The organism is Beijerinckia sp. 28-YEA-48 (assembly GCF_900104955.1).
In the GTDB taxonomy this organism is placed as follows: Bacteria; Pseudomonadota; Alphaproteobacteria; order Rhizobiales; family Beijerinckiaceae; genus Terripilifer.
In genome coordinates, this window is the sequence record NZ_FNSI01000001.1 from 4,578,820 (window position 1) to 4,604,063 (window position 25,244).

Here is a 25,244-nt window from a genome sequence, read left to right on the forward strand (position 1 = left end):
ACACGCCGCCCGGCTTCCAAGAACTTACGACGATCCAAACATCAGGACCGAAGATCAGGTGCGGTTACGCGCCTTTCGGAAAATTCACCACAGTGGCGCCGCCGCTCTTGGCTTTTTCCGGTGCGTCCTCGTCCTTCACCCGGCCGTTGATGACGATGCCGCCACGTTCGGCCGAGATGCGGATGGTGTCCTGATCGTGGATCTCGCCCGACAGAATGGCTTCCGCCAGCGGGTCCTGAACGTGCTTCTGGATGACGCGCTTCAGCGGACGCGCGCCATAGGACGGATCGTAGCCCTTGTCGGCCAGCCAGGTGCGGGCCTTCTGATCGAGATCGAGGGTGATCTTGCGATCCTCCAGGAGCTTCGCCAGGCGGCTCATCTGGATATCGACGATGGCGCCCATGTCCTCGCGGCGCAGCCGGTGGAACAAAACGATTTCGTCGACGCGGTTGAGGAATTCCGGCCGGAAATGGCCGCGCACCACGTTCATCACTTCCGTCTGCACCGCCGCCGAATCCTCGCCTTCCTTCTGCATGACGAGATATTCGGCGCCGAGGTTCGACGTCATGATGATGAGCACGTTGCGGAAGTCGACCGTGCGTCCTTGCCCGTCCGTCAGCCGGCCCTCGTCGAGAACCTGCAGGAGAACGTTGAAGACATCGGGATGCGCCTTCTCGACTTCGTCGAACAGCACGACCTGATAAGGCCTTCGCCGCACCGCTTCCGTCAGAGCACCGCCTTCGTCATAGCCGACATAGCCCGGAGGCGCACCGATGAGGCGAGAGACCGAGTGCTTCTCCATGTATTCGGACATGTCGATGCGCACGAGCGCCGTCTCGTCGTCGAACAAGAAGTTCGCCAACGCCTTGGTCAGTTCGGTCTTGCCGACGCCGGTCGGGCCTAAGAACATGAACGAGCCGATCGGCCGGTTCGGGTCTTGCAGGCCGGCGCGGGCGCGCCGCACGGCGGTCGAGACCGCATGCACCGCTTCCTTCTGGCCGACGACACGCCGCGACAGGTCGTCCTCCATCTTGAAGAGCTTTTCGCGTTCGCCTTCGAGCATTTTATCGACCGGCACGCCGGTCCAACGCGACACGATCTGGGCCACGTGGTTGGGCGTCACCGCTTCCTCGACGAGGCCGGCGGAAACAGCGTTTTCGTTGTCGGCCAGCGTCTTCTCCAGCTCCGGGATCACGCCATAGGCGAGCCGGCCGGCTTCGGCGAAATCGCCGCGGCGTTGCGCATTGGCGAGATCCGTGCGGGCGCTCTCCAGCCGCTCCTTGAGCTTCTGGGCGTCGCCGAGCTTGCTCTTTTCGGCCTTCCACTTGTTGGTAAGGACCGTGGACTTCTCTTCCAGCTCGTCGATTTCCTTGATGAGCTTGGCGAGCCGATCACGCGAGGCGGTGTCGGATTCCTTCTTCAGCGCTTCGCGTTCGATTTTGAGCTGGACGATGCGGCGATCGTATTCGTCGAGTTCTTCCGGTTTGGAATCGACCTGCATGCGCAGACGTGAAGCGGCTTCGTCGACAAGGTCGATGGCTTTGTCGGGGAGGAAGCGGTCGGAGATATAGCGGTTCGACAAAGTAGCCGCCGCGACGATCGCCGCGTCGGTGACGCGCACGCCGTGATGCAGCTCGTACTTTTCCTTCAAGCCGCGCAGAATCGAGATTGTATCCTCGACCGTCGGCTCGCTGACGAATACGGGCTGGAAGCGCCGCGCCAGAGCCGCGTCCTTCTCGACATATTTGCGATATTCGTCCAGCGTCGTGGCGCCGACGCAATGCAGTTCGCCGCGTGCGAGGGCGGGCTTCAGCAGGTTGGAGGCGTCCATCGCGCCATCTGCCTTGCCGGCGCCGACCAGCGTGTGCATCTCGTCGATGAACAGGATGATTTGGCCTTCCGCCGCCGTGACTTCGTTGAGCACGCCTTTCAGGCGCTCTTCGAACTCGCCGCGGAATTTCGCGCCGGCGATCAGGCTACCCATGTCGAGGGCGAGCAGCTGCTTGTCCTTCAGGCTTTCCGGCACGTCGCCGTTGATGATGCGCAGCGCCAGGCCTTCGATGATGGCGGTCTTGCCGACGCCGGGCTCGCCGATGAGGACGGGATTGTTCTTGGTCCGGCGCGACAGCACCTGGATGGTGCGACGGATTTCCTCGTCGCGGCCGATCACCGGGTCGAGCTTGCCCTCGCGGGCGGCTTCCGTCAGGTCGCGCGCATATTTCTTCAACGCGTCATAGGCGTTTTCCGCCGTCGCATTGTCGGCGGTGCGGCCCTTGCGCAGATCTTCGATGGCGGCATTGAGGGTCTGCGGCGTCACGCCGGCGTTCGCCAGAATCTTAGCGACGTCGCTCGACTTCTCCATGGCGAGTGCCAGCAGCAGCCGTTCGACGGTGACATAGGAATCGCCTGCCTTCTGGGCGATCTTCTCGGCCGAATCGAAGACGCGCGCCGTGGTTGGCGCGAGATAGAGCTGGCCAGCGCCAGTACCCTGAACCTTGGGGAATTTCGACAACGCCAACTCGGTCTGGACCAGAGCCTCGCGTGAACGCCCGCCGGCGCGATCGATCAGACCGGCGGCTAGACCTTCATTGTCGTCCAACAGAACTTTAAGCAGATGTTCGGGCGCGAACTGCTGATGGCCTTCGCGCAAAGCCAGTGACTGCGCCGACTGGATGAAGCCACGCACCCGCTCGGTGTATTTTTCCAAATTCATCAAATCCTCCTGCCCGCGCCCAAGTCCCGAAGCGACCGTTGCGCGTCACGCATACTGATTCGGCCCCGAATGGCAGCCGTCGAGTATGATGTAAGGAGCATTCGACGAAGTAAAAGGCGCGCGACTGTATTCTGGCAAAAATTTGGGTCGAAATCCGGGCGTTACCGGGTCACCAAGCGGTGCCCAAAGGCAAAGGCCCGGTTCGGGAACCGGGCCTTCGATCATTCTGAGGGATTATTTTCCGAGCGATCCGCGATCATTCCCCGGCGGGGAGATCGTCCGTCACCGGGCGTTCGGCTTCGCCTTCGGGGGCGGCCTTGGGCCGCCGGCGACGCCGGTTGCGCAGGTGGAAGGTCGCATCCTCATGTTCGGTGCCGGCCTCCGGTGCGCCTGCGGCAGCTGGTGCTGCTGCGGCCGGTGCGGGCTCGGGCGGCAACGGGCGGGTCGGCGCGGTGATGAAGGAGGGGAGACCGACGGGAAGTTCGGGCTCGGGCGCCGGGGCGCGATTGGCGTTCTGCTCCGGCTGGTTCTCGAAGCGGGGCACGTCGGGCTGCGGCTGCTGATAGTCGCGCTGCTGGCCATTATTGCCGCGATAATTGTCGCGGTTGTTATTGTTGTTGCGATTGCGATTCTGGTTGCGGTCGAAGAACGGCCGATCGGGGCGGGGGCCGCGATCCTGATAGGGTCGGTCGCCCTGTTGTCCGCCCTGCCGATCCTGACCTTGCTGGCGCTGATCGCGCTGATCGCCCTGGGGGCGGTCGCCGTAAGGCTGCTGGTTAGGATACTGGCCCTGCGGCTGCTGCCCGTTCTGCGGATAGGGCTGCTGCGGGGCCGGGGGCTGGCGCTCGATCGGCGAAGCGAAGCGATCCGGGATGCCACCGAAATCGTCGTCATCCTCCGATTCGTCGGCCTCCTGCTCGCCTGGCGGGCGGTTGGTGCCCATCTGGGCCTGCTGCTGAGCGAGCTGCGCGGCGGCGATCAGGCGGAAATAATGTTCGGCATGCTGGAGATAGCTCTCAGCCATGACCGGATCGCCAGAGGACTGGGCGTCACGGGCAAGCTGAAGGTATTTTTCAGCCACATGATGGGCGGTGCCGCGGATTTTGACGTCTGGACCGTTGGATTCGTAGGTACGTGTGAGCGGATTTGGGCCCTTGCGGTTGTTGTTATTGCTGCGACCGCGCATCCGCTTGTTCTGACCTGGTCTCATGGATCTTTCCTAAGGCATACCAATCACGACGAACGCCCCACATGACGGCAGTGCCATGCGCGCTCGTAATTCAAGGATCATTCCTGGATCATTTGATTGCGAATAATGAGGCTCTCCGGCCAAGGTTCGCTCGCCACGGCCCCGCCGTGGAACTATCTTTCCGGTCCATCACACAGGGCCGACAGATTAGGAGAAACATTTATCGTCGTTTCGGCGCTGCCTATAGCGGCAAGCTGGCTCGTCAAGACGATTCAATATCAAAACCCTAGTCGGTTTTTGCCCGTCTGCCAAGCGGCAAGTTTTACGTGTCCACCCGTCTAAGCAGCACGCGCAAACACGACGCGATCGTGGCCGCCGAAATCCTTGATCACCTCAATATGGGGAGTGCCGGCCGCCGCGACAATGGCTGAGACGTCCGCCGCCTGCGCCGCACCGATTTCAAGAGCTACCAGACCGGTGCCGGGGCGCAGCAGGTTTGGCAGGGCGCTGGCGATGGCGCGATAGGCGGCCAGACCGTCCGGCCCGCCGTCGAGGGCGAGATGGGGGTCGAAATGTCGCACCTCTGGGTCGAGGCCGGCCAGGGCCGCGCTTTCGATATAGGGCGGGTTCGACACCACGATGTCGAAAGGCCCGTCGATTCCGGTGGCGTAATCGGCGACGCGGATCTCGGCTCGTGCGGCCAGGCCGGCGGCCTTGAGGTTTTGCTGGGCGATGGCGCAGGCCGCAGGGCTGATGTCGGTGCCAAGTCCGGTGGCCGCCGGGAATTCGCTGAGCAGGGCAGCGAGAATGGCGCCGGAGCCGGTGCACAGATCGAGAATGCGCAGCGGCGCGTTGTGCCGGTCGCGGCAGGCGGTGACGACCGCCTCGACCAGGGTTTCCGTATCCGGGCGCGGATCGAGGACGTCGGGGCTGATCGCCAGATCGAGCGTCCAGAAACCGCGCCGACCCAGGATCCGCGACACCGGCTCGCGGTTGAGACGGCGCACGGCAAAGCCACTGAGCTTTGCAATCGCGTCGGCGTCGAGCCGGTCGCTGGCGTGGGCCAGAACGGCGGCGGCGTTCATATCCGTTGCCGCGGCGACCAGCAGGCGGGCATCAAGACGGGGCGTCTCGATGCCGGCCCGCGCGAAGGCATCGGTGAGCCGATCAATGGCGGCGGCGATGCCAGGCTGCGCGCGCAATACTTCCGAGAGCTCGGCCTCAGAAAGCGCGCGCACGGCAGCCGTGGTCATACGCGGATCCTCATGTTCCCGCCTTGGTCATGATCCGGAACAGGCGATTGGCAAAGGCGCTCAGATCAACGATCTTCTCGCCGTCCATCAGCCGCGCTTCGTCATAGATCAGCCAGGTGGCGTCCTCGACGAAGTTCTTGTCGTTCTCGTTCTGCACGCGCAGCTTCAGAACCTCGATGAGGGGATGCGTGGCGTTGATCTCAAGGATCGCCTTGGAGATGTTTTGTAAGCGGCCGTGTTCGGCAAGAATGCGTTCAAGCCGCCGGTCGGGGCCGCTATCGGGCGCGATCAAGCAAGCCGGGCTATCGGTCAGCCGATCGGAGACGCGCACATCCTCGACCGTCTCGGCCAGGGTCTGCTTCATATAGGCGAGCAGGGCCGCGGTCTCGGCCGAGTCGGCTTGGCTCGCCGGCTGTTCGCTGCCGTCGGCAAGCGGAATATCCTTCAGATCGGCGGCGCCTTGCGTCACCGACTTGAACGACTTGCCATCAAAGCCAAGCGCCGTCGTCACCCAGAAGGCATCGACCGGATCAGACAGCAGCAGCACTTCAATGCCACGGGCGCGGAAGCCTTCCAGCTGCGGGCCGACGGCCAATTGCTTGGCATCGTCGCCAGTGACGTAGAAGATGGCGTTCTGATTGGGCTTCAGGTCTTTCACATAGTCGGCGAGCGAGCGCTTGCCGTCTGGATGCGTCGAGGTGGTGAAGCGCGTGATCTTGAACAATTGATCCCGCCGTTCGGGATCCTCGTACAGACCTTCCTTGATGACGGCGCCGAAATTATCCCACACGCCGTTGAACTTCTCGGCATCGTTTTCCGAAAGCTTCACCAGTTCCTGAACAAGGCGATTGGCAACGGCCTTGCGGATGGTGGCGAACACCGGGCTCTGCTGAATGAGTTCGCGCGACACGTTGAGCGGTAGGTCAGCCGAATCGACGAGCACGCGGAAGAAGCGCATCCAGCCCGGCAAAAGATCGGCTTCGTCGGAGATGAGCACGCGACGCACGTAAAGCCGTGCGCGGCCCTTGCGCATCGGATCGAATAGATCGAGCGGGCGTGAGCCAGGAATGAAGCCAAGCACCGTATATTCATGCCGTCCCTCGGCGCGCCAATGGGCGGTCAAGGCCGGCTCGTCGAACTGATGGGCGAAGCCGCGATAGAATTCCGTGTAGTCTTCCGGCTTGATCTCGCTCTTGGCCTTCGTCCACAGCGCCACCCCTTCGGTGAGCTGGCGCGGTTCGGCGTCGGATGTTTCGCGCAGTTCGATGGGAATCTGCACAGCGCCGGAATGTTCGCGGACGACGCTCTCGATCTTGTAGGTTTCGAGATAGGTTGCGGCCTCTTCCTTCACATGCAGGACGATACGGGCACCACGAGCCGGCGCGGCGTCGGCGGCGACCGCTTCGATCGTATAGGCGCCGAGCCCGTCGGAGGACCAATGCCAAGCCGCGTCCTCGCCCGCCTTGCGGGTGAAGACATCGACCTTATCGGCGACCATGAAGGCCGAGTAGAAGCCAATGCCGAACTGGCCGATGAGCTGCGTGGCGCTCGTGCCGCCGCCGTCGGTCTCGCGCTCTTCGTCGCTCTTTTCAGTCTTGGGCTTTTCCAGCTTTTCAAGGAAGGCGCGGGTGCCAGAGCTGGCGATGGTGCCGAGCGCCTGGACCAGGTCGGCGCGATCCATGCCGATGCCGTTGTCGCTGACAGTGAGGGTCTTGGCTTCCTTGTCGAGGGTGATTTCGATGCGGAACGGTGATTCGTCACCGAGAAGCTGCGGTGATTGCAGCGCCAGATAGCGCAGTTTTTCGCAGGCGTCGGCGGCGTTGGAAATCAATTCGCGCAGGAAAATGTCGCGGTCCGAATAGATCGAATGGACCATGAGATGCAGCAGGCGCGCGACATCGGCCTGAAAGGCATGGGACTCGGAGGGCGTTTGTGCTGTTGTTTCGGTCAAGGACAAGCTCATCGCATGAGGCGGGGAATCCGGCGCTCATATCGCGGGATTGGCAGGATGTTTCAAGGCCTGGCCTTTCGGCGGCCGGATAACGACCCTGTAGACAAAGAAAAGGGCCGACAGGCGCATGGCGCTCTGTCGGCCCAGAAATCGCTTGCCCTCTGGGGGCTCTCTTACCGACCGTCATTCCCGGGGGGCTGGGGGGCTGACGAAATCCAGGAACGGACGGTCGTACTCAAGAGGCGACCATCACAGACTGATCCCGGATCGGGGCGCGTGTTCGGCTGGAAAGCGGCAAAACTGTGATATTTTCAATGCGTGAATCACGGGGAAAACCTCAAGAATTCCGAGGGATTTGTTGACCGGCTGTAAAGGTCTGGATGGGCGGGCATCGTGTCTTGCTGCGACGGGCCGGCGGGTTCACAATACGGTCACGTGATGATTTGCACGCGATCGGCTTGGAGGCCGGATGAGCGACGGCGATCAGGGATCGAAAGACGGGAGTTCAGGTCGCGGCAGTCCGGCGCGCGGTGGTCTTGGTCAGGTCGAATGGCTGCGACCACCAAGCGCGACAGCAGGCCAGGCCGCAACAAGCCAGTCGGGGTCTCGTGCGGTTCTGCCAACGGTTGTGTCTTTCAACCGGCTTGAGTTGCGCGAAATCATGAATCTCTATGGCCGCATGGTCGCCGCCGGTGAGTGGCGCGACTACGCGATGGATTTCCATAGCGACAAGGCTGTGTTCTCGATCTTCCGGCGCACCTCGGAAATGCCGCTTTACCGGATCGAGAAGGATCCGAAGCTGGCGCGCAAGCAGGGCCTCTACAGCGTGGTGGCGCCGATGGGCCTGATCCTGCGCCGCGGCCATGACCTTGCGAAAGTGATTGCGGTGATCGACCGCAAGATCAAGCTCGTCGCTGGCTGACGCAAGCACGATGGTTGCGGGGTAAGTCTCACTTCACGTTTGGCTTTATGCGCAAAGAAAAAGGCCCCGGCGGGAAACCGGGGCCTTCTTCATTCGTTCTGCGGCAACGATCAGTTGTTGCGCGAGCCCGTCAGCGACAGGATGAACTGGAACATGTTGACAAAGTTCAGGTAGAGCGACAGCGCGCCCATCACCGAAGACTTCGCCATCATCTGGCCGTCCTGCGACAGGTAATCATAGTCTTCCTTCAGGCGCTGGGTGTCCCAAGCGGTGAGCCCGGCGAAGATCAGCAGGCCGATCATGCTGATGGCGAAGCTGAGCATGCTGGAGCCGAGGAAGATGTTGATGACGCTCGCGACGATCAGGCCGATCAGGCCCATGATCAGGAACGAGCCGATGCCCGATAGGCTACGCTTGGTGGTGTAGCCGTAGAGGCTGAGACCACCAAAGGCGATCGTCGTCACCATGAGCGCCTGCACGATGCTGCCGACCTGGTAGACAAGGCCGATCGAGCCAAGCGAAAGACCCATGGCTGCCGCGAAGGCCCAGAACGTGCCGAGCAGCGCGGTGTAGCTCATCTTCTCAAAGCGGAAGGAGAGCACGAAGACGAAGGCGAGCGGCGCCAACATGATGACCCAGCGCAGCGGCGAGCCGTAAAGAGCCTGAGTGATCGGGCTGCCACGGCCGAGCATGAAAATACCGGTTGCGACGAGCGCTGAGATCGCCAGCGCCAACGTCATGTGATTGTAGATGCCGAGCATGTACGACCGGAGTCCGAGGTCGTATTCGGCCGTCCCGGCGCGAGCAGTGCTCCGGCCCCAGACGGTTGCGTTGCGATCGAAGTCCGACATGTGTCCCTCTCTGAATTCCGTCCGACGTCCTGTCGGGCCGGCCCGATGCCACGGCGGCATCCGAGTTGTGGATAATATGGAGACCCGCGAAGTTACACACAAGAGGAAGATTACCCGGTAACCTACGATAAATGGCGCAAGTTAATGGCTAAAATCAAAGCGAAACTGGTCTCCGTGGGTTCACGGTCACAAGTCCCGTAGGTGTCTTCCTGGTTTTTGCCCTAGTACTCTTACCGTGGCGACGAGACCCAAGAGCACGCTGACGACCAAGGCGGCCAAGGCGCCCAGTGAAGCCGCGCCCCAGGCGAAACTGTAATCCTGGACGCCCATTACCCGGGTCATGATCGCCCAGGCGGCGATCGAACCGGCCAGAACGCCAAAGACCGCCGTGGCGGCGCCCAGGATCGAATACTCAAGCAGGAGGGCGCTCAACAGCCGCCGTCGTGTCGCTCCCAGGGTTTTCAAGATCACGGCATCATAGATGCGCGCGCGCTGGCCGGCGGCCAAGGCGCCGCCCAATACCAGCAGCGCTGCTGCCAAGGCGATGCCAGTTGCGCCGCGAATAGCGAAGGCCAGCTGGTCGGCGATCTTGGAAACAGCCTCAAGCGTGTCCTTGATGCGGATGCTGGTGATCGTCGGGAAGGTTGCCGCCAGCTCCTTCAGCAAAGCGATCTCCTGCGTGCCATGATCGCCGTCTGGAAAGGTCGCCGTGGCGAGATGAGTGTGCGGTGCACCAGCGAAGGTGTTGGGCGAGAAGACGAAGACGAAATTGATCCCCATGGTGCGCCAATTGACGGCGCGTAGATTGGCGACCTTGGCGGTGATATTGCGGCCAAGCACATTGACGATCAACGTATCGCCGACATGAACGCCAAGGCCAACGGCAGCGTCGCGCTCCATCGAGACCAGCGGCGGCCCGTTGTAGTCGGCCGGCCACCATTCGCCGTCAACGAGTGTTGAGCCGTCGGGCATGCTGGCGGAATAGGTGATGCCTCTGTCGCCTTCCAGCACCCAGGCCGCATCTTCCTTGGCCTTGATGTTCTCGGCTCTCGTATCGTTGAGCTGGACGAGGCGGCCGCGCATCATCGGCACCCGTTCAACTTTGGCGTCCGGCGCATTGGCCTTCAGGAACGCGTCGAACTCGGCGGTCTGCCGGTTCTGAATGTCCATGAAGAAGAAGCTCGGTGTCTTGCCGGGCATGCCCTGGCGTAACTGGCCACGGATGTTGATGTCGATGAGAGTTAAAGTCGTCAGCAGCGCCAGGCCGAGACCGAGGGCCAGAACGACGGAATGAGTCAAAGCGCCCGGCCGATGAATGTTGGCGATCGCCATGCGCAAAGCGGTGTTCGATGAACGCGGCGCCCGACGTGCCAGAGCGATGATGGCGAGGCTGACAAGCCGCAGCAGCGCCATGCCGCCGAAGGTGGCCAGAATATAAATCAGCGCCAGCCGGCGATCGTTGGCGAGCCAGATGATGGTGGCGATGAGCAGTCCCGATACGCCGGCGAGCATGGCGAGATAGGGCCAGCGCAAACGCGTTGAACGATGATCGATGCGGTCGCGAAACAGCGCCGAAACTGGAAGATCATGGGCGCGGCCGATCGGGCCCAGCGAGAAGGCCAGTGTCGTCAACACACCATAGAGCAGGCCTGACAGGGTTTCCGTTGGATAGACGGCCGCTTTGAACGGCACGGGAATCAGGCTGCCAAAAGCCCATGAGATGACAAACGGCAACGCCAGACCAAGCACCATGCCGATGGCGATACCGGCCACCGACATCAGCAGTACTTCGGTCAAGGCGACAGTAAAGACGTCCCGGCCGGTGGCGCCCAGCGATTTCAACGTGGCGAAATCGGGCGTGCGGCGATCGATGAAAGCGCGCACTGCATTGGCGACGCCGACACCGCCGACGATCAAAGCGGTCAAGCCAACTAGTGTCAGGAATTGCGTGAAGCGTTCGATGTTTTTTTGGAACTGCGGCGAGACATTGTTACGCGTGCGGATCTGCCAGCCTGCATCAGGAAAGGCTTTCTCCGCTGCGCGCATCATCGTGTCGATGGCGGCATCGGGGGCTGCGCCGCCGTTGCGATCATCGACGAGAACCCGATAGGACCAGCGCACGAGCGATCCCGGCGCCAACAGTCCCGTGTCCTGCAAGGCCTGTTGCGACAGGATTACGCGCGGTCCAAAGCCGATGCCGCCGGCCAGTTTGTCAGGTTCGGAGAGCAGCGTGGCGCGGAATTCGAATTCGCCATCGCCGAGAAAGAAGCGGTCGCCCGGCTTGAGATTGAAGCGTGCCTGCAGGGCCTCGTCGGCGATGGCGCCGGGAAGGCCGTTGCGTTTCTCCAGCAATGTGGCGAGCGGTTGCGTCCCATCGGTCTCGACATCGCCGAGTGAGGGATAATTGCTGTCGACGGCTTTCAATTCGACTAGCGCTGGCGTGCCGTTGCCGGCGCGCGCCATGGCGCGCATGGTGGCGATGGTCGAGATCGCGCCTTGCGCCTTTAGCCAGGCCTCTTCCTGCGCATTGGCTTGGCGATGGATCAGCGAAAAAGAAATATCGCCGCCGAGAATGCGGCGGCCTTCTTCGGCGAGCGAATCCGACAGACCGCGCGATGTGGCATTGACGCCGACGATGGCGGTGACGCCCAACGCGATACAGGCGAGGAAGATGCGGAAGCCGCGCAAGCCGCCGCGCAGATCGCGCACGGCAAAGCGCAGCAAAGCACCCAGGCGTGTCAGGGCCGAGGCCGTGACCATTGGAACATGGGCCGTCTGAACATGAGCCATGTCAGGCGTCCGCCGCGACCGGAGCGGCATGCTCTGGATCAATCGCGCCGGAGCGCAGGCGGATGCGGCGGTCGCAGCGCGCTGCCAGATTGGCGTCATGGGTGACGAGCACCAAGGTAGCGCCACGCTCGCGCTTCATCGCGAACAACAGGTCCATGATCGACAGGCCGGTGGTCTCGTCGAGATTGCCAGTGGGTTCGTCGGCGACGAGGATCGCCGGATGGGGTGCCATGGCGCGGGCGAGCGCGACGCGCTGCTGCTCGCCGCCGGACAATTGCGCGGGATAATGATCGAGCCGTTCACCCAGTCCGACGGCGCGTAATTCTTCGGCGGCGCGGCGATCAGCGTCGGCGACGCCGGCCAGTTCAAGCGGCACCGCGACGTTCTCGAGGGCTGTCATCGTCGGAATGAGGTGGAAAGATTGGAAGACGATGCCGATATTAGCACCGCGAAAGCGCGCCAAGGCGTCTTCGTCCATATCGGTCAGCCGGGCGCCGTTGATGGAAATTATCCCCGAATCCGGTTTCTCGAGCCCGGCCATGGTCATCAGCAGCGTTGATTTGCCCGATCCGGACGGGCCGACGAGGCCGACTGCCTCACCCCGGCCAATTTCCAATGACACCCCCTTGAGGATATGGACGCGGGCCCGCCCCTGACCGAGGCTGAGATGAACGTTTTCGATGGCGATAACAGGTTGAGTCAAAGGCAGGATGTCCCCGGTGCGAGCCCATGGAGTGGCCAATCGATGTCATATGGTGTGTCGCGCAATTTCGTCCAGCACATGGCGAAGCCGTTGGCGTGTCTGCTGATGGCGCTCACGTTTTGCGTGATGGCGGGCACTGTTAAGGCCGAGGCGGCCACGCGGGTGCTGGCTCTGGGGGACAGTCTGACAGCCGGCTACAATCTGCCGGCTGATGCGATGTTCCCGGTCGTGCTCGAACGACGCCTGCGTGCCGCCGGTCATGATGTGGAGGTCGTTAACGCCGGTGTTTCGGGCGATACGGCCCAGGGTGGTCTCGAGCGACTGGATTGGGCGCTGGCAGACAAAGTCGATGCGGTGATCGTTGAACTTGGCGCCAACGACATGCTGCGCGGCATTGATCCGGCTCTGACCGAGAAGTCACTGGATGAAATTCTGAGCAAGCTGAGCGAACGCAAAATCCCGGTTTTGCTGGCTGGCATGCTGGCGGCGCCAGGGCTCGGCAAGGACTATGGCACGCAATTCTCGGCGATCTATCCGCGCCTCGCACAAAAATATGGCGCGCTGCTTTATCCGTTCTTTCTCGACGGCATAGTCGGCGACAATACTTTGAACCAGCCAGATGGCATGCATCCGACGCGGGCTGGCGTCGAGATAATCGTCGAGCGTATCATGCCGAAGGTGACGGAATTGCTGGAGCGCGCCAAGTCAAAAACGAGCCAGCCAAAATAGCGAGGTCGAATCGACGCACCCTAACGGTGCTTTTTTTCCCGTCAGCAAAATGAAATGCTGCGCATTCAGGATTTGCTGATTTGATTCGGTCTGCCGGGCCAGCCGGCGCATCTGGAGAAAGGGCGAGCCATGCCGAGACTCTTCACCGGACTCGAGCTTCCTGACGATCTCTCTGACGAATTGGCTCTTCTACGCGGCGGCTTGCCCGGCGCCAAATGGATTGAACCGGAAGACTATCATCTCACTTTGCGCTTCATCGGCGACATCGGCGATGCGATGGCCAACGAAGTCTACGATGCGCTGTCGTCGATCCGTCGGCCGGCCTTCGTGGTGACGCTCGATGGTTTGATGTCGTTTGGCGGGGAGAAGCCGCGCGCCATTGTCGCGCGCGCCAAGCCAACGCCAGAACTCACTGAGCTGCAGGCAGATCATGAACGCGTCATGCGCCGCCTTGGCTTTCCTGTCGAGACACGCAAGTTCGTTCCGCATGTGACGATCGCGCGGTTGCGCAATGCCTCGGCTGCTTTGACCGCTGATTGGCTCGGCTCGCGCGCGTTGCTGCCAAAGACATTCGCCGTCACCAATTTCGTGTTGTTTTCGTCGCGCGCTTCGACAGGCGGCGGGCCCTATATCAGCGAGGCCAGCTTCCAGCTCGAACGTTCAGCGTTTGGCGGGCGCTTGGCGGCGGCGGGTGAGAGCCCAGTAAATCGCTCCCGATAAGGCGGCGCAGATAAAAAACAGAGCCAGGAAGCGGTTCTCGACCGGCGCCTGATTCGCCGCTGGCGCCGTATCGCCGCGCAGCGTCAGGCGCAGGATCCACGGCATAGCCGCAGCCAGAACGCCTGGCATCAGCACATGCCATAGGAAGGAGCGTATGCGCGCCGCTTCCGCCAGCACCACGGATAGAACATGCGGCACGACGCAGATAGCGACGACCGCATGGGAGAGCACGGAGAAGGCGAGTATGAAAAAAGCGCCCGATTGCCAGTCCTGATTGGGCGCGAGCGCTTCGTCGAACAAGCCGGCGAGCAATTGTAATGTCGCTTGTCCCGCGATCGGATCGGAGACGATCGCGATGAACAGAAAAACTACATTGCAGGCGATCGCGAAGGCGAGCGCAAAAAGGGCAACCAGTAAACGTCGCATGCTTTTAGGGTTCCAAAATGGAATCCCAGTATAGGTAATCCATCCAGCTTTCGTGAAGATAGTTGGGCGGAAACAATCTGCCGCTTTGGTGCAGATCGCCAACGCTCGGTTGGAACGGCGAGCGCGACGGCCACATATGGACATCGTCGGGCAGCCGATCGGCCTTGCGTAGATTGCACGGCGAGCAGGCGGCGACGACATTCTCCCACGTGGTCATGCCGCCGCGCGAACGCGGGATCACATGGTCGAAGGTGAGATCGTCGCGGGTGCCGCAATATTGGCAAGCGAAGCGGTCGCGCAGGAAAACGTTAAAGCGGGTGAAGGCCGGTTGCCGCGTCGGCTTGATGTAGGTCTTCAATGAGACGACCGAGGGCAGCTGCATTTCGAAGCTGGGGCTGCGAACTGTCTTCTCGTAGTTGGAGACGATGTTTACCCGATCGAGAAAGACCGCTTTGATCGCATCCTGCCAAGACCACAGCGACAAAGGATAGTAACTCAACGGCCGGAAGTCGGCGTTGAGAACTAAGGCTGGACAGGCTTCCGGCGAAATCGCCGGATGGACGTGAACCGTCACTCCCGCAATCCTCTCGATACCCGGACAAAAGAATCGATCCGGTTTCGCTAGGCATTAATCTACAGGTGGGATGACGGCTTTGTGAAGGCCCTAGATGTCGCGGCGGAATCGAGGGTTTTAGCGGGTCGGAATCGGGGTGCCGGACCGGTAATCGTAGAAACCGCGCTTGGTCTTGCGTCCGAGCCAGCCAGCTTCGACATATTTCACCAGCAGCGGGCACGGCCGGTATTTGGAATCGGCGAGGCCCTCATGCAGCACCTGCATGACTGAGAGGCAGGTATCCAGGCCGATAAAATCGGCCAGTTGCAGCGGACCCATCGGGTGATTGGCACCCAGGCGCATGGCGGTGTCGATTGCCTCGACCGAGCCAACACCTTCATAAAGCGTGTAAATCGCCTCGTTGATCATCGGCAGCAAGATGCGGTTGACGATGAAAGCTGGGAAATCTTCCGACACTGTCGAGATTTTACCGAGCTTCTCGATGAAGCCCTTGGCAGCCTCGAATGTGGTGTCGTCGGTGGCGATACCGCGGATCAGCTCGACAAGCTGCATCACCGGCACCGGATTCATGAAATGGATGCCGATGAAACGCTCCGGCCGGTCGGTAACCGAGGCGAGCCGGGTGATCGAAATCGACGAGGTGTTCGACGCAACAATCGCATCGTCGCGCAGCGACGGGCACAATTTCACGAAAATCTTGCGTTTGACGTCTTCATTCTCGGTTGCAGCCTCGATGACAAGGTCGCAATCGGACAGATCGTCAAAGCTGATCGAGGGGCTGATGTGCTCGAAGGCAGCCTTGCGCTCAACTTCGGAAATCTGGCCGCGGCCGATCTGGCGGGCCATATTGCCGTTGATCGTCGCTAGACCCGCCGCCACCCGCTCTTCCGAAACGTCGTTAAGCCGGACATCGAGGCCCGCGAGCGCGCAGACATGGGCAATACCGTTGCCCATTTGTCCTGCGCCGATAATGCCGATCTTCCTGACGACGAGAGCCATGATGTCCTGTTGTTTGGCGAATGCTAATCGCCATGATCATAAGCCAAGCGCCGGGAAGGTCCAGCGCTGGCCACCGGCTAACGCTTGATCTTGTCCAGCTCCTGGGCAAGTTCGGGCAAAGCGGTAAACAGATCGGCAACCAGGCCATAGTCGGCCACCTGGAAGATCGGCGCTTCCTCATCCTTGTTGATCGCGACGATCACCTTGGAATCCTTCATGCCGGCCAGATGCTGGATGGCGCCGGAAATGCCGGCGGCGATGTAGAGTTGCGGCGCGACGATCTTGCCCGTCTGCCCCACCTGCCAATCGTTCGGCGCATAGCCTGCGTCGACGGCGGCGCGGGAGGCGCCCATGGCGGCGCCCAGGCGATCGGCTACCGGCTCGATATATTTCTTGAAGTTCTCGGCGTTCTGCATGGCGCGTCCGCCCGAGATGATGATCTTCGCCGAGGTCAGTTCGGGGCGATCGGACTTCGCCACCGCTTCTTCCTTGAAGGAAGAGAGCGACGGATTAGCGGCGGCGGCGATCTTTTCTATGGCAGCGGAACCGCCGGCGCCGGTTGCGGCGAAAGCGGCGGTGCGCACGGTGATCACCTTGATCTTGTCGGCGCTCTGCACGGTCTGAATGGCATTGCCGGCATAGATCGGCCGCTCGAACGTGTCGGGCGAGACGACCTTGATGATCTCTGAAATCTGCATCACGTCGAGCAGAGCTGCGACACGCGGCATGATGTTCTTGGCGCTTGTCGTCGCGCCCGACACGATGGCCGTATAGTCTTTGGCAAGGCCGACGATCAGCGCCGCAACAGGCTCTGCCAGTTGATGATCATAGATCGCATCATCGGCGACGAGCACTTTGGCGACGCCGTCGAGCTTGGCGGCGGCGTCCGCCGCGGCGGCGCAATTGTGGCCAACGATCAGAACATGAACGGGCGCACCCAGCGCCGTGGCGGCGGTGAGTGTCTTGGCGGTGGCGTCGCCGAGCGTATCCTTGGCGAGATCGGCCAGAACAAGCGTGCTCATTAGATCACTCCCGCTTCGTCTTTAAGTTTGGCAACGAGTTCAGCGACCGAGCCGACCTTCACGCCAGCCTTGCGCCCGGCTGGTTCCGTGGTCTTGAGAACCTTCAGACGTGGCGCGGTGTCGACCCCGTAATCCGCCGGTGACTTTTCATCGATCGGCTTTTTCTTCGCCTTCATGATGTTGGGTAGCGAGGCATAGCGCGGTTCGTTGAGGCGCAGATCGGTCGTCACCACGGCCGGCAGTTTCAACGTCACCGTCTGCAAGCCGCCGTCGACTTCGCGCGTCACGTCGACCGAGCCGTCGCCGATAACAATTTTGGAAGCGAACGTGCCCTGGCTCCAGCCGAGCAGCGCGGCCAGCATCTGGCCGGTCTGGTTGCTGTCGTCGTCGATGGCCTGTTTACCGAGGATGACGAGGCCGGGCTGTTCGGCGTCGATGATGCCCTTGAGAATCTTCGCGACCGCCAGCGGCTCAACCACACCGTCGGCTTTGACGAGGATGCCACGGTCTGCGCCCATGGCGAGGCCGGTGCGGATGGTCTCCGACGCTTGCGCCGGGCCGATTGAGACGACGATCACTTCCGTCGCTTTGCCGGCCTCTTTCAGGCGCAGCGCTTCTTCGATGGCGATTTCGTCGAAGGGGTTCATCGACATTTTCACATTCGCCAGCTCGACGCCGCTGCCGTCGGATTTGACCCGAACCTTGACGTTATAGTCGACGACGCGTTTCGCCGGCACGATGATTTTCATGTCGCGTTCTCCCGAAGGCGATCCCATCCAGGGGGTTTCTGGTAAATGTGGCCTGAGGCCAAGTCAACGCGCCAAGAAAGCACGTCAAGGCGACACGGGAAGTCAGCCTAGCCAATGCTCCGCTTTCAGGCGGTGCGCTTGCCAAAAAGCGGAACTTCGGGCCGGCGTAGCAGCGGTGTCAGCGCCGCGCCAGCGATCAGGCCGCCAACATGGGCCCACCAGCCGGTCTCCGTGTCGCTGCTGAACAGGGCCGAGCCAAACTGTACGACAATCCAGGCGAGGATGATGTAGAGCGCGGTGATCGACAGGGGCAGCCAGGCAAAGGCCAGCACGAAGACATGGACGCGCGGGTAGAGCAGCACATAGGCGGCGACGACGCCGGAGACCGCCGCCGAGGCGCCGATCAGGGGCGCCTGGGATTGTTGTTCGAGGGCGGCATAGAGCAGGGCACCGGCGACGCCGCTCAACAGATAGAAGGCGGTGAAGCGCAGCGATCCCATCGCGTCCTCGACATTGTCGCCAAACACCCAAAGGAACAGCATGTTGCCGGTGAGGTGCAGGAAGCCACCATGTACGAACATAGATGTCAGCAGTGTCGCCCAGGCCGGCACATGGGCGATGGCGGGGTCGACGACAGCCGAGCCGAAGATGACGGCGGGAATCATGCCGAGCTTTAGGCCGATGGTCTGCGGACTGCCGAGCAGGCCGGTGGCGATCGTCAGATAGACAAAAACATTGAGGGCCAGCAGACTATAGGTCGCGATCGGTCGTTTCAGATAGCGCAGCGCGACGCCGTCGTAGAGCGGAATGAACACGGACACTCCGTGAGATGAGGAGTGGCCAGCCTACAGCATTTTCAGGCGAAGGGGATGCCGGCTCGCGTCGGGGAGATGCGGGCGAGAAACCGGTTCTACCGGTTTTTGCCTGGCGTCCACAGGATGTCGCCTTGTGCCTTCCAGTTGCAGTAACGGGAGGCGACGAAGAGGAGATCGGAGAGGCGATTGACATATTTCATCGCCGGCGTGCCGACTGTCTCGTCGGGTTTGCCCACCAGCTCCACCATGCGCCGTTCGGCGCGGCGGCAGACAGTGCGCGCCACATGCAAAGCTGCCGCCGTCGGCGTGCCGCCGGGAAGGACGAAGGTGCGCAGCGGTTCAAGATGGCTGTTGAGCTGGTCGATCTCGGCTTCGAGACGGTCGACCTGAGTCTGAATGATGCGTAGCGGCTCGTAGCCGAGATCGCGATCGACGGGCGGCGTGCACAGATCAGCGCCGAGATCGAACAGGTCGTTCTGGATGCGGCCGAGCATGGCGTCGAGCGCCTCGTCCTCTTGGCGGGCGGTGAGGCGGGCGATGCCGATAGCGGCATTGGCCTCGTCGATGGTGCCGAAGGCCTCGATGCGCAGGTCGTATTTCGCCCGGCGCTCGCCGGTGCCCAGCGCCGTCGAGCCATCATCGCCGGTGCGGGTGTAAATACGGCTGAGAACGACCATGGTGCTAACCTCCCGACGACGCGCCTATTGACGCTCTAGCCGCGGAACCACAGCACGGCAAGCACGACGATGATCGCGACGAACTGCAGAATGACGCGCCAGCGCATCAATTTCTGCGACGTGTTGGGGTCGCCGCCGCGCAACATGTTGAACAGGCCGAGCAGCAAAACGACGACGACGGCGCCAAGCGCGATCCCAGGAAGTATGCCGGATGTCATCATGAAGGCCGGCTCCTCGCGGCGAAGTTCAATTCTAATGCATTCCCGAATGCATTGCCAAATAACGCCCGAGGAATTGCCGTAATTTGGCTGATTGCGACAGTCTCAATAACGTCGCAGCAGCCGCTCCAGATAGTCCAATTCCTCGCGCGGGCGGGTTTGGTCGCCGAGGCGCCGGCGCAATTCTTCCAGCACCTGCTGGGCGCGCTGGGCGGCGGGCACGCCGAGCGGATCATAACGGCTGCGCGAATTGTCGCCACGGTCGCGCGATTCCCGGCCGAGCGGATCGGATCGGGCGGCGTCGCGGCCGCGCTGGCCGGGGCCGTTGGGTTCGCCCTGGCCGCCGGCTTGCTCGCCGGGCTGGTTGCCTTGCTGCATCTGCTGCGCCAGCGACTGGGCGCCCTGACGCAGGGCCTCAAGGGCGCGCCCTTGCGAGCCCACGGCCTTGCCCTGTCCGTCGCCGCTGCCCTCGCCGAGCTGTTGCTCGGCTTCGCCCATGGCGCCTTCGGCGTCGGAGAAGCCCTGTTCCGGCGGCAGGCCCATTTCGCGCATGCGCCGCTGCAGATCCTGCAACTGCTTGCGCAGAGCCTCCTGGCGCTGTTGCAGGCCCTGGCTGTTCTGGTTGTCGGCGCTGTCCTGGTCGTCGCCGCCGGGTTGCTGTTGGCCTTGCTGGCGCTGGCCACGCTGCGACTGGCCGCCCTGGCCTTGTTGTTGATTGCGCTGCGCGCGCTGGCGTGGGCGGCCCTGGCTTTCGCCATAGGTGTCGTCGCGCAATTCCTGCTGATCGCGCATCATCTGATCGAGCTGGTTGAGCGCGCGGTTCATTTCGCGTTGCGCTGAATTTTGCTGCTGGTTCTGCCGCCGCGCGCTTTGCAGATTCTCCAGCATGTTCTGCAATTGATCGAGCATGCGCTGGGCGTCGGCCATATTGCCATTGCGCGCCATGTCTTCCATGCGGTCGAGCATGGAGCGCAGATCCTGCGGTGTCACGAAGCGCTGGTTCGGATCGGCCGGCTGGTTGTCGGCCTGTTGATCGCCGTCGCGCATCTGCCGTTCAGCCAGTTCCTGCATGAACTTGTCGAGCGCGGCGCGCATCTGGTCCATCAGCTTGCGCAATTCTTCGTCGGAGGCGCCACGGTTCATGGCATCGCGCAAGGCTTGCTGCGCGGCGCGCAGATCGCGTTCGGCGCCGCTGAGATCGCCCTCTTCGAGGCGCAGCGCCATCTCCCACATCACATCGGCGGTCTCGCGCAGATCATCGTCGGAACGGGCTGATTGCAGCCGCTTGGCGATCGCGTAAAGGCCAAGATAGGCGGCGGTGCCCGTCTGGAATCGCTCCGGCTCGATCATCAAGGCTTCCATCGCGGTCATGACGCGACTGCGGTTGTCAGGATCGAAGACGAGATTGCGGCGCTGTTCGACCAGCGCCCGCGCCAGCGGCTTGACGAAGGTGCGTTGCGGCAGGGTGATTTCCGTTGGGTCGCTGCGGCCGGAATTGCCGGCTTCATCACGCGCCACCAGCGTCATGGTCACTTGCGCGCCAGCCCAGGGATGTTCGGAGAGATCGCCCGTGGTCTCGCCGTCGCCGAGGCCGCCCGGTCCTTGCGCCAAAGCCAGCGGCATTTTCGGCGCATCGACGAGCATGCGTCCTGTCACCGGCTTGCCACGCAGGGACGGTTTGGCGAATTCGGCTTCGGCGCCGATGACGCCGTAGTCGTCCTCGATCTTGTAGGCCAGGGTCAACGATCCCCGCACATTGTTCTTCGGCTCGCCCTTCAAGGTGATCACCGGCGGCCGGTCGGCGATGGCGGCGATGTCGAAGGTGGCGATGGTGCTGCCGAGGCGGCGCAGGGTCAGGGTGCCGTCGGTGCGTAACGACCAGCGCTTCTCCTGATCCGACCGTTTGGTCTCCGCCACCGGCCGTGTCGCGGGTTTGGTCTTGTCGTCGGCTTTGGCGTCATTTTTGGCTTCATCAGCCTGGTTGACGATGCCGCCCTTGATTTCGGCGCTGACGCCGGCGCCGTCGGACGCCCGCATGATGATGGTCGAGCCGGCGGGCGCCTGGATCTTTTGCGCCAAGCTGCCGGGGCGGGCGCCGTTTTCGTCTTGCAGGCGCAGCACCAGCGGCGCGCGGCCCGTATAAGCGGGTGGGTCGATCCAGGCATCAAGGCGATAGCCTTGAGAGATCGAACCGGCGGCGCTGAAATCGAAAGCAGCGAGAACGCGCGGATATTTTTCCGGTCCGGCGATGAAGGCGGACGCGCATAAAGCCAGCAGCACGCCGCCGCGCACCGCATAACGATCGAGCTTCGATACGCCGGGCGAGGGTGTGCCGATCTTGAACTGCGAGGCCACCTGCGCTGCCCGCTGCAAGTGGATGCGCCACAGCGCGCTGGTGGCGGGATCGGCCGAGGCATTGGCGAGCTGGTCGTCGAGGGTCGCGGCGGGCCGGTGCGGCAGGCCGGAATCGCGGTCGATGCGATCCAGCGCCTCAGCGCGCGAGGGCAGGCGCACGCGCAGGAACAGCCAGGCCGGCCAGATCAGGAAGGCGGCGAACACGACAAGACCGGCGATCCGCCCCCAGCGCGGCAGCTGCAGCCACAGGCCGAGCCAGGAGACGGTGAGAAACAGGGCAACGATCACCCCAAGCGCCAAAAGCGGCGGCCACAACCGTTCCCACGACAGCGCCCACCCGGCGACACGCGCCAGGCGATCAAGCCGCTGGGTCAAAGATGAACTCCTGGTCGTCCGGTCCTGCAATAGCTCTCTCCGGGCGGCATTCCGCGCCGCACACAAAACCAACAGAGGTAGGCTAACACGCGTTCCCCGAGGATGCATATTGCCCGCCACGTCTTGACGTGAATGTGTTCACGCGACGTCGCGAGCAAGGCGTCTTTGCACTCTCCGGGAATTTTGTTCCGGGATTTCGGCGGGTCAGGCGAGCCAGTTGGGGGTGCGGTCGAGGCCAATCAGGTCGTCGAAGGTCTGGCGCGGCCGCACCACGGCCCATTTATCGCCGCTGACCAGCACTTCGGGCACCAGCAGGCGGGAATTGTAGGTGCCGGCCTGCACCGCGCCATAGGCGCCAGCCGACAGCACGGCGATGAGATCGCCCGGCTTGAGCTCCGGCAGCCGCCGGTGCAGGGCGAGATAATCTCCCGTCTCGCAGACCGGGCCGACGATGTCGGCATAGATCGTCGGTTCGTCGCCGGCCGGCTCCGTGACCGGCCGGACGCGGTGGTAGGCGTGATAGAGCGTCGGTCGGATCAGATCGTTCATCGCGCCATCGACGATGACGAAATTCTTGCCGTCGCCGTGCTTCAAATAGAGCACGCTGGTGACCAGGATGCCGGCATTGCCGACAAGAAAGCGGCCTGGCTCGAACAGCAGTTTGCAGCCGAGATTATGGGTGTGCTTGCGCACGATCGCCGCATATTTCTCGGGCTGGATCTCGTCTTCCGGATCGGAGCCGCGATAGGCGATGCCGAGGCCGCCGCCCAGATCGATGTGTTCGATGACATGGCCATCACCGCGCAGAGTGCGCACGAAATCCGACAATAGAGCGAAGGCTTCGTCGAACGGTGTCAGATCGGTGATCTGCGAGCCGATATGCATGTCGATGCCCGTCACCTTGATGCCGGGCAGTTTGGCGGCGCGCGCATAGACATCGCGGGCCTGGACCAGCGGAATGCCGAACTTGTTCTCCGACTTGCCGGTCGAGATCTTCTCGTGGGTCTTGGCGTCGACATTCGGATTGACGCGCAGCGAGACGTGCGCGCTCGTGCCGCGCGCTGTCGCGATGCGTGAGATCAATTCGAGCTCGGGCTCGGATTCGACGTTGAAGCAGAAGATGCCGGTTTGCAGGGCTAAGTTGATTTCCGCTTCGGTCTTGCCGACGCCGGAGAAGGTGATCTTGTTGCCGGCCACGCCAGCGGCGATGGCGCGGCGCAGCTCGCCCTCCGACACCACGTCCATGCCGGCGCCCAGGCGCGCCAGCAGTTTCAGCACGGCTTGGTTCGAATTGGCCTTCATCGCGAAGCAGACGAGCGCATCGGTGCCGGCGAAGGCTTGCGTGAACGCGCGATAGCGCGCCTCGATCGCCGATGCGGAATAGCAATAGAAGGGCGTTGGCAGTTCGGCGGCGATGTGACGGACATCAACGCCTTCGGCATGCAACGTGCCGAGCCGATAATCAAAATGGGTCATCGTGGCGTTTGTCAGAGAATGGGATCGAGGAGGAACGGTTCTTTCGACGGCACGACGGCTTTCGGTTTGTCGGACTGCCGTGTCGGCGAATAGATGTTGGTGTTCTGCTCGGCTGGCTTTGTGGCGCCGCCGTCGGGAATGTCGAGCGGGCCACGGCGGCCGCAGGCCGACAGGCCAAGCGCCAAGGCGGCCAACAAAGGGGCGATAACAAACAGGCGCGATTTGGTCTGCGGCGTCACTGACATCTCCGGATCACGCGACTTGAGTAACACAGGCCGGCGCGAAAGGCGCTCCCACCGCTAAGGTGGGCCGGCTTGGCAGGTTGGTCGGGTCTGCGGCGTTTTGCCGCATCAGGCGGGGCCGAGGCGCTTGCGCCAGGCTTCCGCCTGCTGCCGGACATTGGCGGGGGCAGTGCCACCATAGGAGGTGCGGCTCTCGACCGACTTCTCGACGCCGAGCACATCGAAGATCTCGGCCGTGATGCGCGGCTCGACGCTCTGCATCTCGGCGAGCGACAGCGCTTCCAGGCCGACGCTCCGGTCCGAAGCCAGTTTCACCAGCGAGCCGGTGACGTGATGGGCGTCGCGGAACGGCATTTTCAGGGTGCGGACCAGCCAGTCGGCGAGATCGGTGGCGGTCGCATAGCCGGCGCCTGCGGCTGCCTTCATCCGTTCGGTATCTGGCGTCATATCGCGCACCATGCCGGCCATGGCCGCCACACACAGCGACAGGGTTTGGAGGGCGTCGAACGTGCCTTCCTTGTCCTCCTGCATGTCCTTGGAATAGGCCAAGGGCAGGCCTTTCATAACGATCAGAAGGGCATTGAGACCGCCGATGACCCGGCCGGTCTTGCCGCGCACCAGTTCCGCCGCATCGGGATTGCGCTTCTGCGGCATGATCGAGGAGCCGGTGGTGAATTTGTCGGACAGGCGGACGAAGCCGAACTGCGGCGTGGTCCACAGAACGAATTCCTCGGCTAGGCGCGACAGATGCACGGCGCAGATCGAGGCCACCGACAGGGTTTCGAGCACGAAATCGCGGTCGGAGACGCTGTCGAGCGAATTGGCGGTGGGGCGGTCGAAGCCGAGCGCTGCCGCTGTCGCCTGACGGTCGATCGGAAACGAGGTGCCGGCCAAAGCGGCGGCGCCGAGTGGGCATTCGTTGAGCCGGTCGCGGGCATCGGACAATCGGCCGCGGTCGCGCGCCAGCATCTCCACATAGGCCAAGAGATGGTGACCGAAGGTGACCGGCTGGGCCGATTGCAAATGGGTGAAGCCGGGCATGACGGCGTCTGCATACTGTCCGGCGCGGGCAACGAGGGCTCTCTGCAAGTCCTTGATTTGGCCGTCGATCTGGTTGATGGCGTCGCGCACCCAGAGGCGGAAGTCGAGCGCCACTTGGTCGTTGCGCGAGCGCGCCGTGTGCAGCCGGCCGGCGGTCGGGCCGATTAATTTGGCCAGCCGCGACTCGATGTTCATATGAATGTCCTCGAGTTCGCGCGAGAACGTGAACGTGCCTGCCTCGATTTCGGCTTTCACCTGGTCTAGACCGGCCGAAATCGCCTGGGCGTCGGCCTCCGTGAGGATGCCGGTCTTGGCCAACATGGAAACATGCGCCTTCGAGCCCGCGATATCCTGCGCGGCGAACCGGTAGTCGAAACCGATCGAAGCGTTGATTTCTTCCATGATGGCGTCGGGGCCGGTTTCGAACCGGCCGCCCCACATCTTGTTGCTCATT

Annotated in this window: 22 protein-coding genes; 3 read left to right on the forward strand and 19 right to left on the reverse strand. The window is 62.5% G+C overall.

Annotation, left to right across the window (positions count from 1 at the left end; all coding sequences use genetic code 11):
- Window positions 1-64: 64 nt before the first annotated feature.
- The 4 genes from clpB to htpG all read right to left on the reverse strand — a co-directional run bounded on the left by clpB (window position 65) and on the right by htpG (window position 7,106).
- Window positions 65-2,713, reverse strand: a complete 2,649-nt coding sequence (clpB, locus tag BLW50_RS21500; protein ID WP_090706403.1) for an ATP-dependent chaperone ClpB — start codon at window positions 2,711-2,713, stop codon at window positions 65-67.
- A gap of 256 nt (window positions 2,714-2,969) precedes the next feature.
- Window positions 2,970-3,923: a DUF4167 domain-containing protein gene (locus tag BLW50_RS21505; protein ID WP_244544338.1), complete on the reverse strand. Its 954-nt coding sequence runs from the start codon at window positions 3,921-3,923 to the stop codon at window positions 2,970-2,972.
- A gap of 317 nt (window positions 3,924-4,240) precedes the next feature.
- Window positions 4,241-5,155, reverse strand: coding sequence for a peptide chain release factor N(5)-glutamine methyltransferase (prmC, locus tag BLW50_RS21510; RefSeq protein WP_090706406.1), 915 nt, complete (start codon window positions 5,153-5,155; stop codon window positions 4,241-4,243).
- A gap of 10 nt (window positions 5,156-5,165) precedes the next feature.
- Window positions 5,166-7,106 (reverse strand): molecular chaperone HtpG, encoded by a 1,941-nt coding sequence (gene htpG / locus BLW50_RS21515; protein ID WP_244544339.1) that lies wholly within the window; start codon window positions 7,104-7,106, stop codon window positions 5,166-5,168.
- A 469-nt stretch (window positions 7,107-7,575) separates the two neighbouring features.
- Between htpG and BLW50_RS21520 the strand changes: the two genes are divergently transcribed.
- Window positions 7,576-8,028, forward strand: a complete 453-nt coding sequence (locus BLW50_RS21520) for a DUF2794 domain-containing protein (protein WP_090706409.1) — start codon at window positions 7,576-7,578, stop codon at window positions 8,026-8,028.
- Between the two features lie 110 nt (window positions 8,029-8,138).
- Here BLW50_RS21520 and BLW50_RS21525 read toward each other — a convergent pair whose 3' ends face one another.
- The 3 genes from BLW50_RS21525 to BLW50_RS21535 all read right to left on the reverse strand — a co-directional run bounded on the left by BLW50_RS21525 (window position 8,139) and on the right by BLW50_RS21535 (window position 12,372).
- Window positions 8,139-8,879 carry a Bax inhibitor-1/YccA family protein gene (locus tag BLW50_RS21525; protein WP_090706410.1) on the reverse strand — a complete coding sequence of 247 codons (741 nt, stop codon included), beginning with the start codon at window positions 8,877-8,879 and terminating at the stop codon, window positions 8,139-8,141.
- 186 nt (window positions 8,880-9,065) lie between these two features.
- The gene (locus BLW50_RS21530; protein WP_244544340.1) at window positions 9,066-11,669 is read right to left on the reverse strand and encodes an ABC transporter permease; all 2,604 of its coding nucleotides are present in this window, start codon (window positions 11,667-11,669) and stop codon (window positions 9,066-9,068) included.
- A gap of 1 nt (window position 11,670) precedes the next feature.
- Window positions 11,671-12,372, reverse strand: coding sequence for an ABC transporter ATP-binding protein (locus BLW50_RS21535; protein ID WP_090709497.1), 702 nt, complete (start codon window positions 12,370-12,372; stop codon window positions 11,671-11,673).
- A gap of 105 nt (window positions 12,373-12,477) precedes the next feature.
- Between BLW50_RS21535 and BLW50_RS21540 the strand changes: the two genes are divergently transcribed.
- Both BLW50_RS21540 and thpR read left to right on the forward strand, forming a co-directional pair.
- On the forward strand, window positions 12,478-13,101 hold the full coding sequence (locus BLW50_RS21540; RefSeq protein ID WP_244544485.1) for an arylesterase: 624 nt from the start codon (window positions 12,478-12,480) through the stop codon (window positions 13,099-13,101).
- A gap of 129 nt (window positions 13,102-13,230) precedes the next feature.
- On the forward strand, window positions 13,231-13,821 hold the full coding sequence (thpR, locus tag BLW50_RS21545; RefSeq protein WP_090706415.1) for an RNA 2',3'-cyclic phosphodiesterase: 591 nt from the start codon (window positions 13,231-13,233) through the stop codon (window positions 13,819-13,821).
- Here thpR and BLW50_RS21550 read toward each other — a convergent pair.
- The 12 genes from BLW50_RS21550 to argH all read right to left on the reverse strand — a co-directional run bounded on the left by BLW50_RS21550 (window position 13,762) and on the right by argH (window position 25,243).
- Window positions 13,762-14,247 carry a hypothetical protein gene (locus tag BLW50_RS21550; protein WP_090706417.1) on the reverse strand — a complete coding sequence of 162 codons (486 nt, stop codon included), beginning with the start codon at window positions 14,245-14,247 and terminating at the stop codon, window positions 13,762-13,764. The genes thpR and BLW50_RS21550 overlap by 60 nt on opposite strands.
- A 4-nt stretch (window positions 14,248-14,251) precedes the next feature.
- Entirely contained in the window at window positions 14,252-14,821 is a 570-nt protein-coding gene (locus BLW50_RS21555; RefSeq protein WP_090706419.1) for an HNH endonuclease, read from the reverse strand.
- 117 nt (window positions 14,822-14,938) lie between these two features.
- Complete coding sequence (locus tag BLW50_RS21560; protein WP_090706421.1) at window positions 14,939-15,820, reverse strand: 3-hydroxybutyryl-CoA dehydrogenase; 882 nt, start codon at window positions 15,818-15,820, stop codon at window positions 14,939-14,941.
- A 77-nt stretch (window positions 15,821-15,897) separates the two neighbouring features.
- Window positions 15,898-16,842 (reverse strand): electron transfer flavoprotein subunit alpha/FixB family protein, encoded by a 945-nt coding sequence (locus tag BLW50_RS21565; protein WP_090706423.1) that lies wholly within the window; start codon window positions 16,840-16,842, stop codon window positions 15,898-15,900.
- Window positions 16,842-17,591 carry an electron transfer flavoprotein subunit beta/FixA family protein gene (locus BLW50_RS21570; RefSeq protein ID WP_090709499.1) on the reverse strand — a complete coding sequence of 250 codons (750 nt, stop codon included), beginning with the start codon at window positions 17,589-17,591 and terminating at the stop codon, window positions 16,842-16,844. Before BLW50_RS21570 ends, BLW50_RS21565 begins: the two co-directional genes overlap by 1 nt.
- A 125-nt stretch (window positions 17,592-17,716) precedes the next feature.
- Window positions 17,717-18,406, reverse strand: a complete 690-nt coding sequence (locus BLW50_RS21575) for a rhomboid family intramembrane serine protease (protein ID WP_090706425.1) — start codon at window positions 18,404-18,406, stop codon at window positions 17,717-17,719.
- A 95-nt stretch (window positions 18,407-18,501) separates the two neighbouring features.
- On the reverse strand, window positions 18,502-19,083 hold the full coding sequence (locus BLW50_RS21580; RefSeq protein WP_090706428.1) for a cob(I)yrinic acid a,c-diamide adenosyltransferase: 582 nt from the start codon (window positions 19,081-19,083) through the stop codon (window positions 18,502-18,504).
- Window positions 19,084-19,118: 35 nt separating this feature from the next.
- Entirely contained in the window at window positions 19,119-19,304 is a 186-nt protein-coding gene (locus tag BLW50_RS21585; protein ID WP_244544341.1) for a twin transmembrane helix small protein, read from the reverse strand.
- Window positions 19,305-19,406: 102 nt separating this feature from the next.
- On the reverse strand, window positions 19,407-22,031 hold the full coding sequence (locus tag BLW50_RS21590; protein WP_244544342.1) for a TIGR02302 family protein: 2,625 nt from the start codon (window positions 22,029-22,031) through the stop codon (window positions 19,407-19,409).
- 204 nt (window positions 22,032-22,235) lie between these two features.
- Window positions 22,236-23,507, reverse strand: a complete 1,272-nt coding sequence (gene lysA, locus BLW50_RS21595; protein ID WP_090706432.1) for a diaminopimelate decarboxylase — start codon at window positions 23,505-23,507, stop codon at window positions 22,236-22,238.
- A gap of 11 nt (window positions 23,508-23,518) precedes the next feature.
- Window positions 23,519-23,746, reverse strand: a complete 228-nt coding sequence (locus BLW50_RS21600; protein WP_170850284.1) for an LPS translocon maturation chaperone LptM — start codon at window positions 23,744-23,746, stop codon at window positions 23,519-23,521.
- A 111-nt stretch (window positions 23,747-23,857) separates the two neighbouring features.
- Window positions 23,858-25,243, reverse strand: a complete 1,386-nt coding sequence (argH, locus tag BLW50_RS21605; protein WP_090709505.1) for an argininosuccinate lyase — start codon at window positions 25,241-25,243, stop codon at window positions 23,858-23,860.
- Window position 25,244 lies beyond the last annotated feature (1 nt).

Bases quoted from the DNA above. Each gene is read 5' to 3' on its own strand.
- BLW50_RS21550 (WP_090706417.1), bottom strand. From the start codon at position 14,247: ATGCGACGTTTACTGGTTGCCCTTTTTGCGCTCGCCTTCGCGATCGCC.
- BLW50_RS21560 (WP_090706421.1), bottom strand. From the start codon at position 15,820: ATGGCTCTCGTCGTCAGGAAGATCGGCATTATCGGCGCAGGACAAATG.
- BLW50_RS21580 (WP_090706428.1), bottom strand. From the start codon at position 19,083: ATGGTCGTTCTCAGCCGTATTTACACCCGCACCGGCGATGATGGCTCG.
- BLW50_RS21565 (WP_090706423.1), bottom strand. From the start codon at position 16,842: ATGAGCACGCTTGTTCTGGCCGATCTCGCCAAGGATACGCTCGGCGAC.
- BLW50_RS21505 (WP_244544338.1), bottom strand. From the start codon at position 3,923: ATGAGACCAGGTCAGAACAAGCGGATGCGCGGTCGCAGCAATAACAAC.
- BLW50_RS21530 (WP_244544340.1), bottom strand. From the start codon at position 11,669: ATGGCTCATGTTCAGACGGCCCATGTTCCAATGGTCACGGCCTCGGCC.
- BLW50_RS21585 (WP_244544341.1), bottom strand. From the start codon at position 19,304: ATGATGACATCCGGCATACTTCCTGGGATCGCGCTTGGCGCCGTCGTC.
- lysA (WP_090706432.1), bottom strand. From the start codon at position 23,507: ATGACCCATTTTGATTATCGGCTCGGCACGTTGCATGCCGAAGGCGTT.
- BLW50_RS21570 (WP_090709499.1), bottom strand. From the start codon at position 17,591: ATGAAAATCATCGTGCCGGCGAAACGCGTCGTCGACTATAACGTCAAG.
- argH (WP_090709505.1), bottom strand. From the start codon at position 25,243: ATGAGCAACAAGATGTGGGGCGGCCGGTTCGAAACCGGCCCCGACGCC.
- clpB (WP_090706403.1), bottom strand. From the start codon at position 2,713: ATGAATTTGGAAAAATACACCGAGCGGGTGCGTGGCTTCATCCAGTCG.
- BLW50_RS21540 (WP_244544485.1), top strand. From the start codon at position 12,478: ATGGCGCTCACGTTTTGCGTGATGGCGGGCACTGTTAAGGCCGAGGCG.
- thpR (WP_090706415.1), top strand. From the start codon at position 13,231: ATGCCGAGACTCTTCACCGGACTCGAGCTTCCTGACGATCTCTCTGAC.
- BLW50_RS21520 (WP_090706409.1), top strand. From the start codon at position 7,576: ATGAGCGACGGCGATCAGGGATCGAAAGACGGGAGTTCAGGTCGCGGC.
- BLW50_RS21525 (WP_090706410.1), bottom strand. From the start codon at position 8,879: ATGTCGGACTTCGATCGCAACGCAACCGTCTGGGGCCGGAGCACTGCT.
- prmC (WP_090706406.1), bottom strand. From the start codon at position 5,155: ATGACCACGGCTGCCGTGCGCGCGCTTTCTGAGGCCGAGCTCTCGGAA.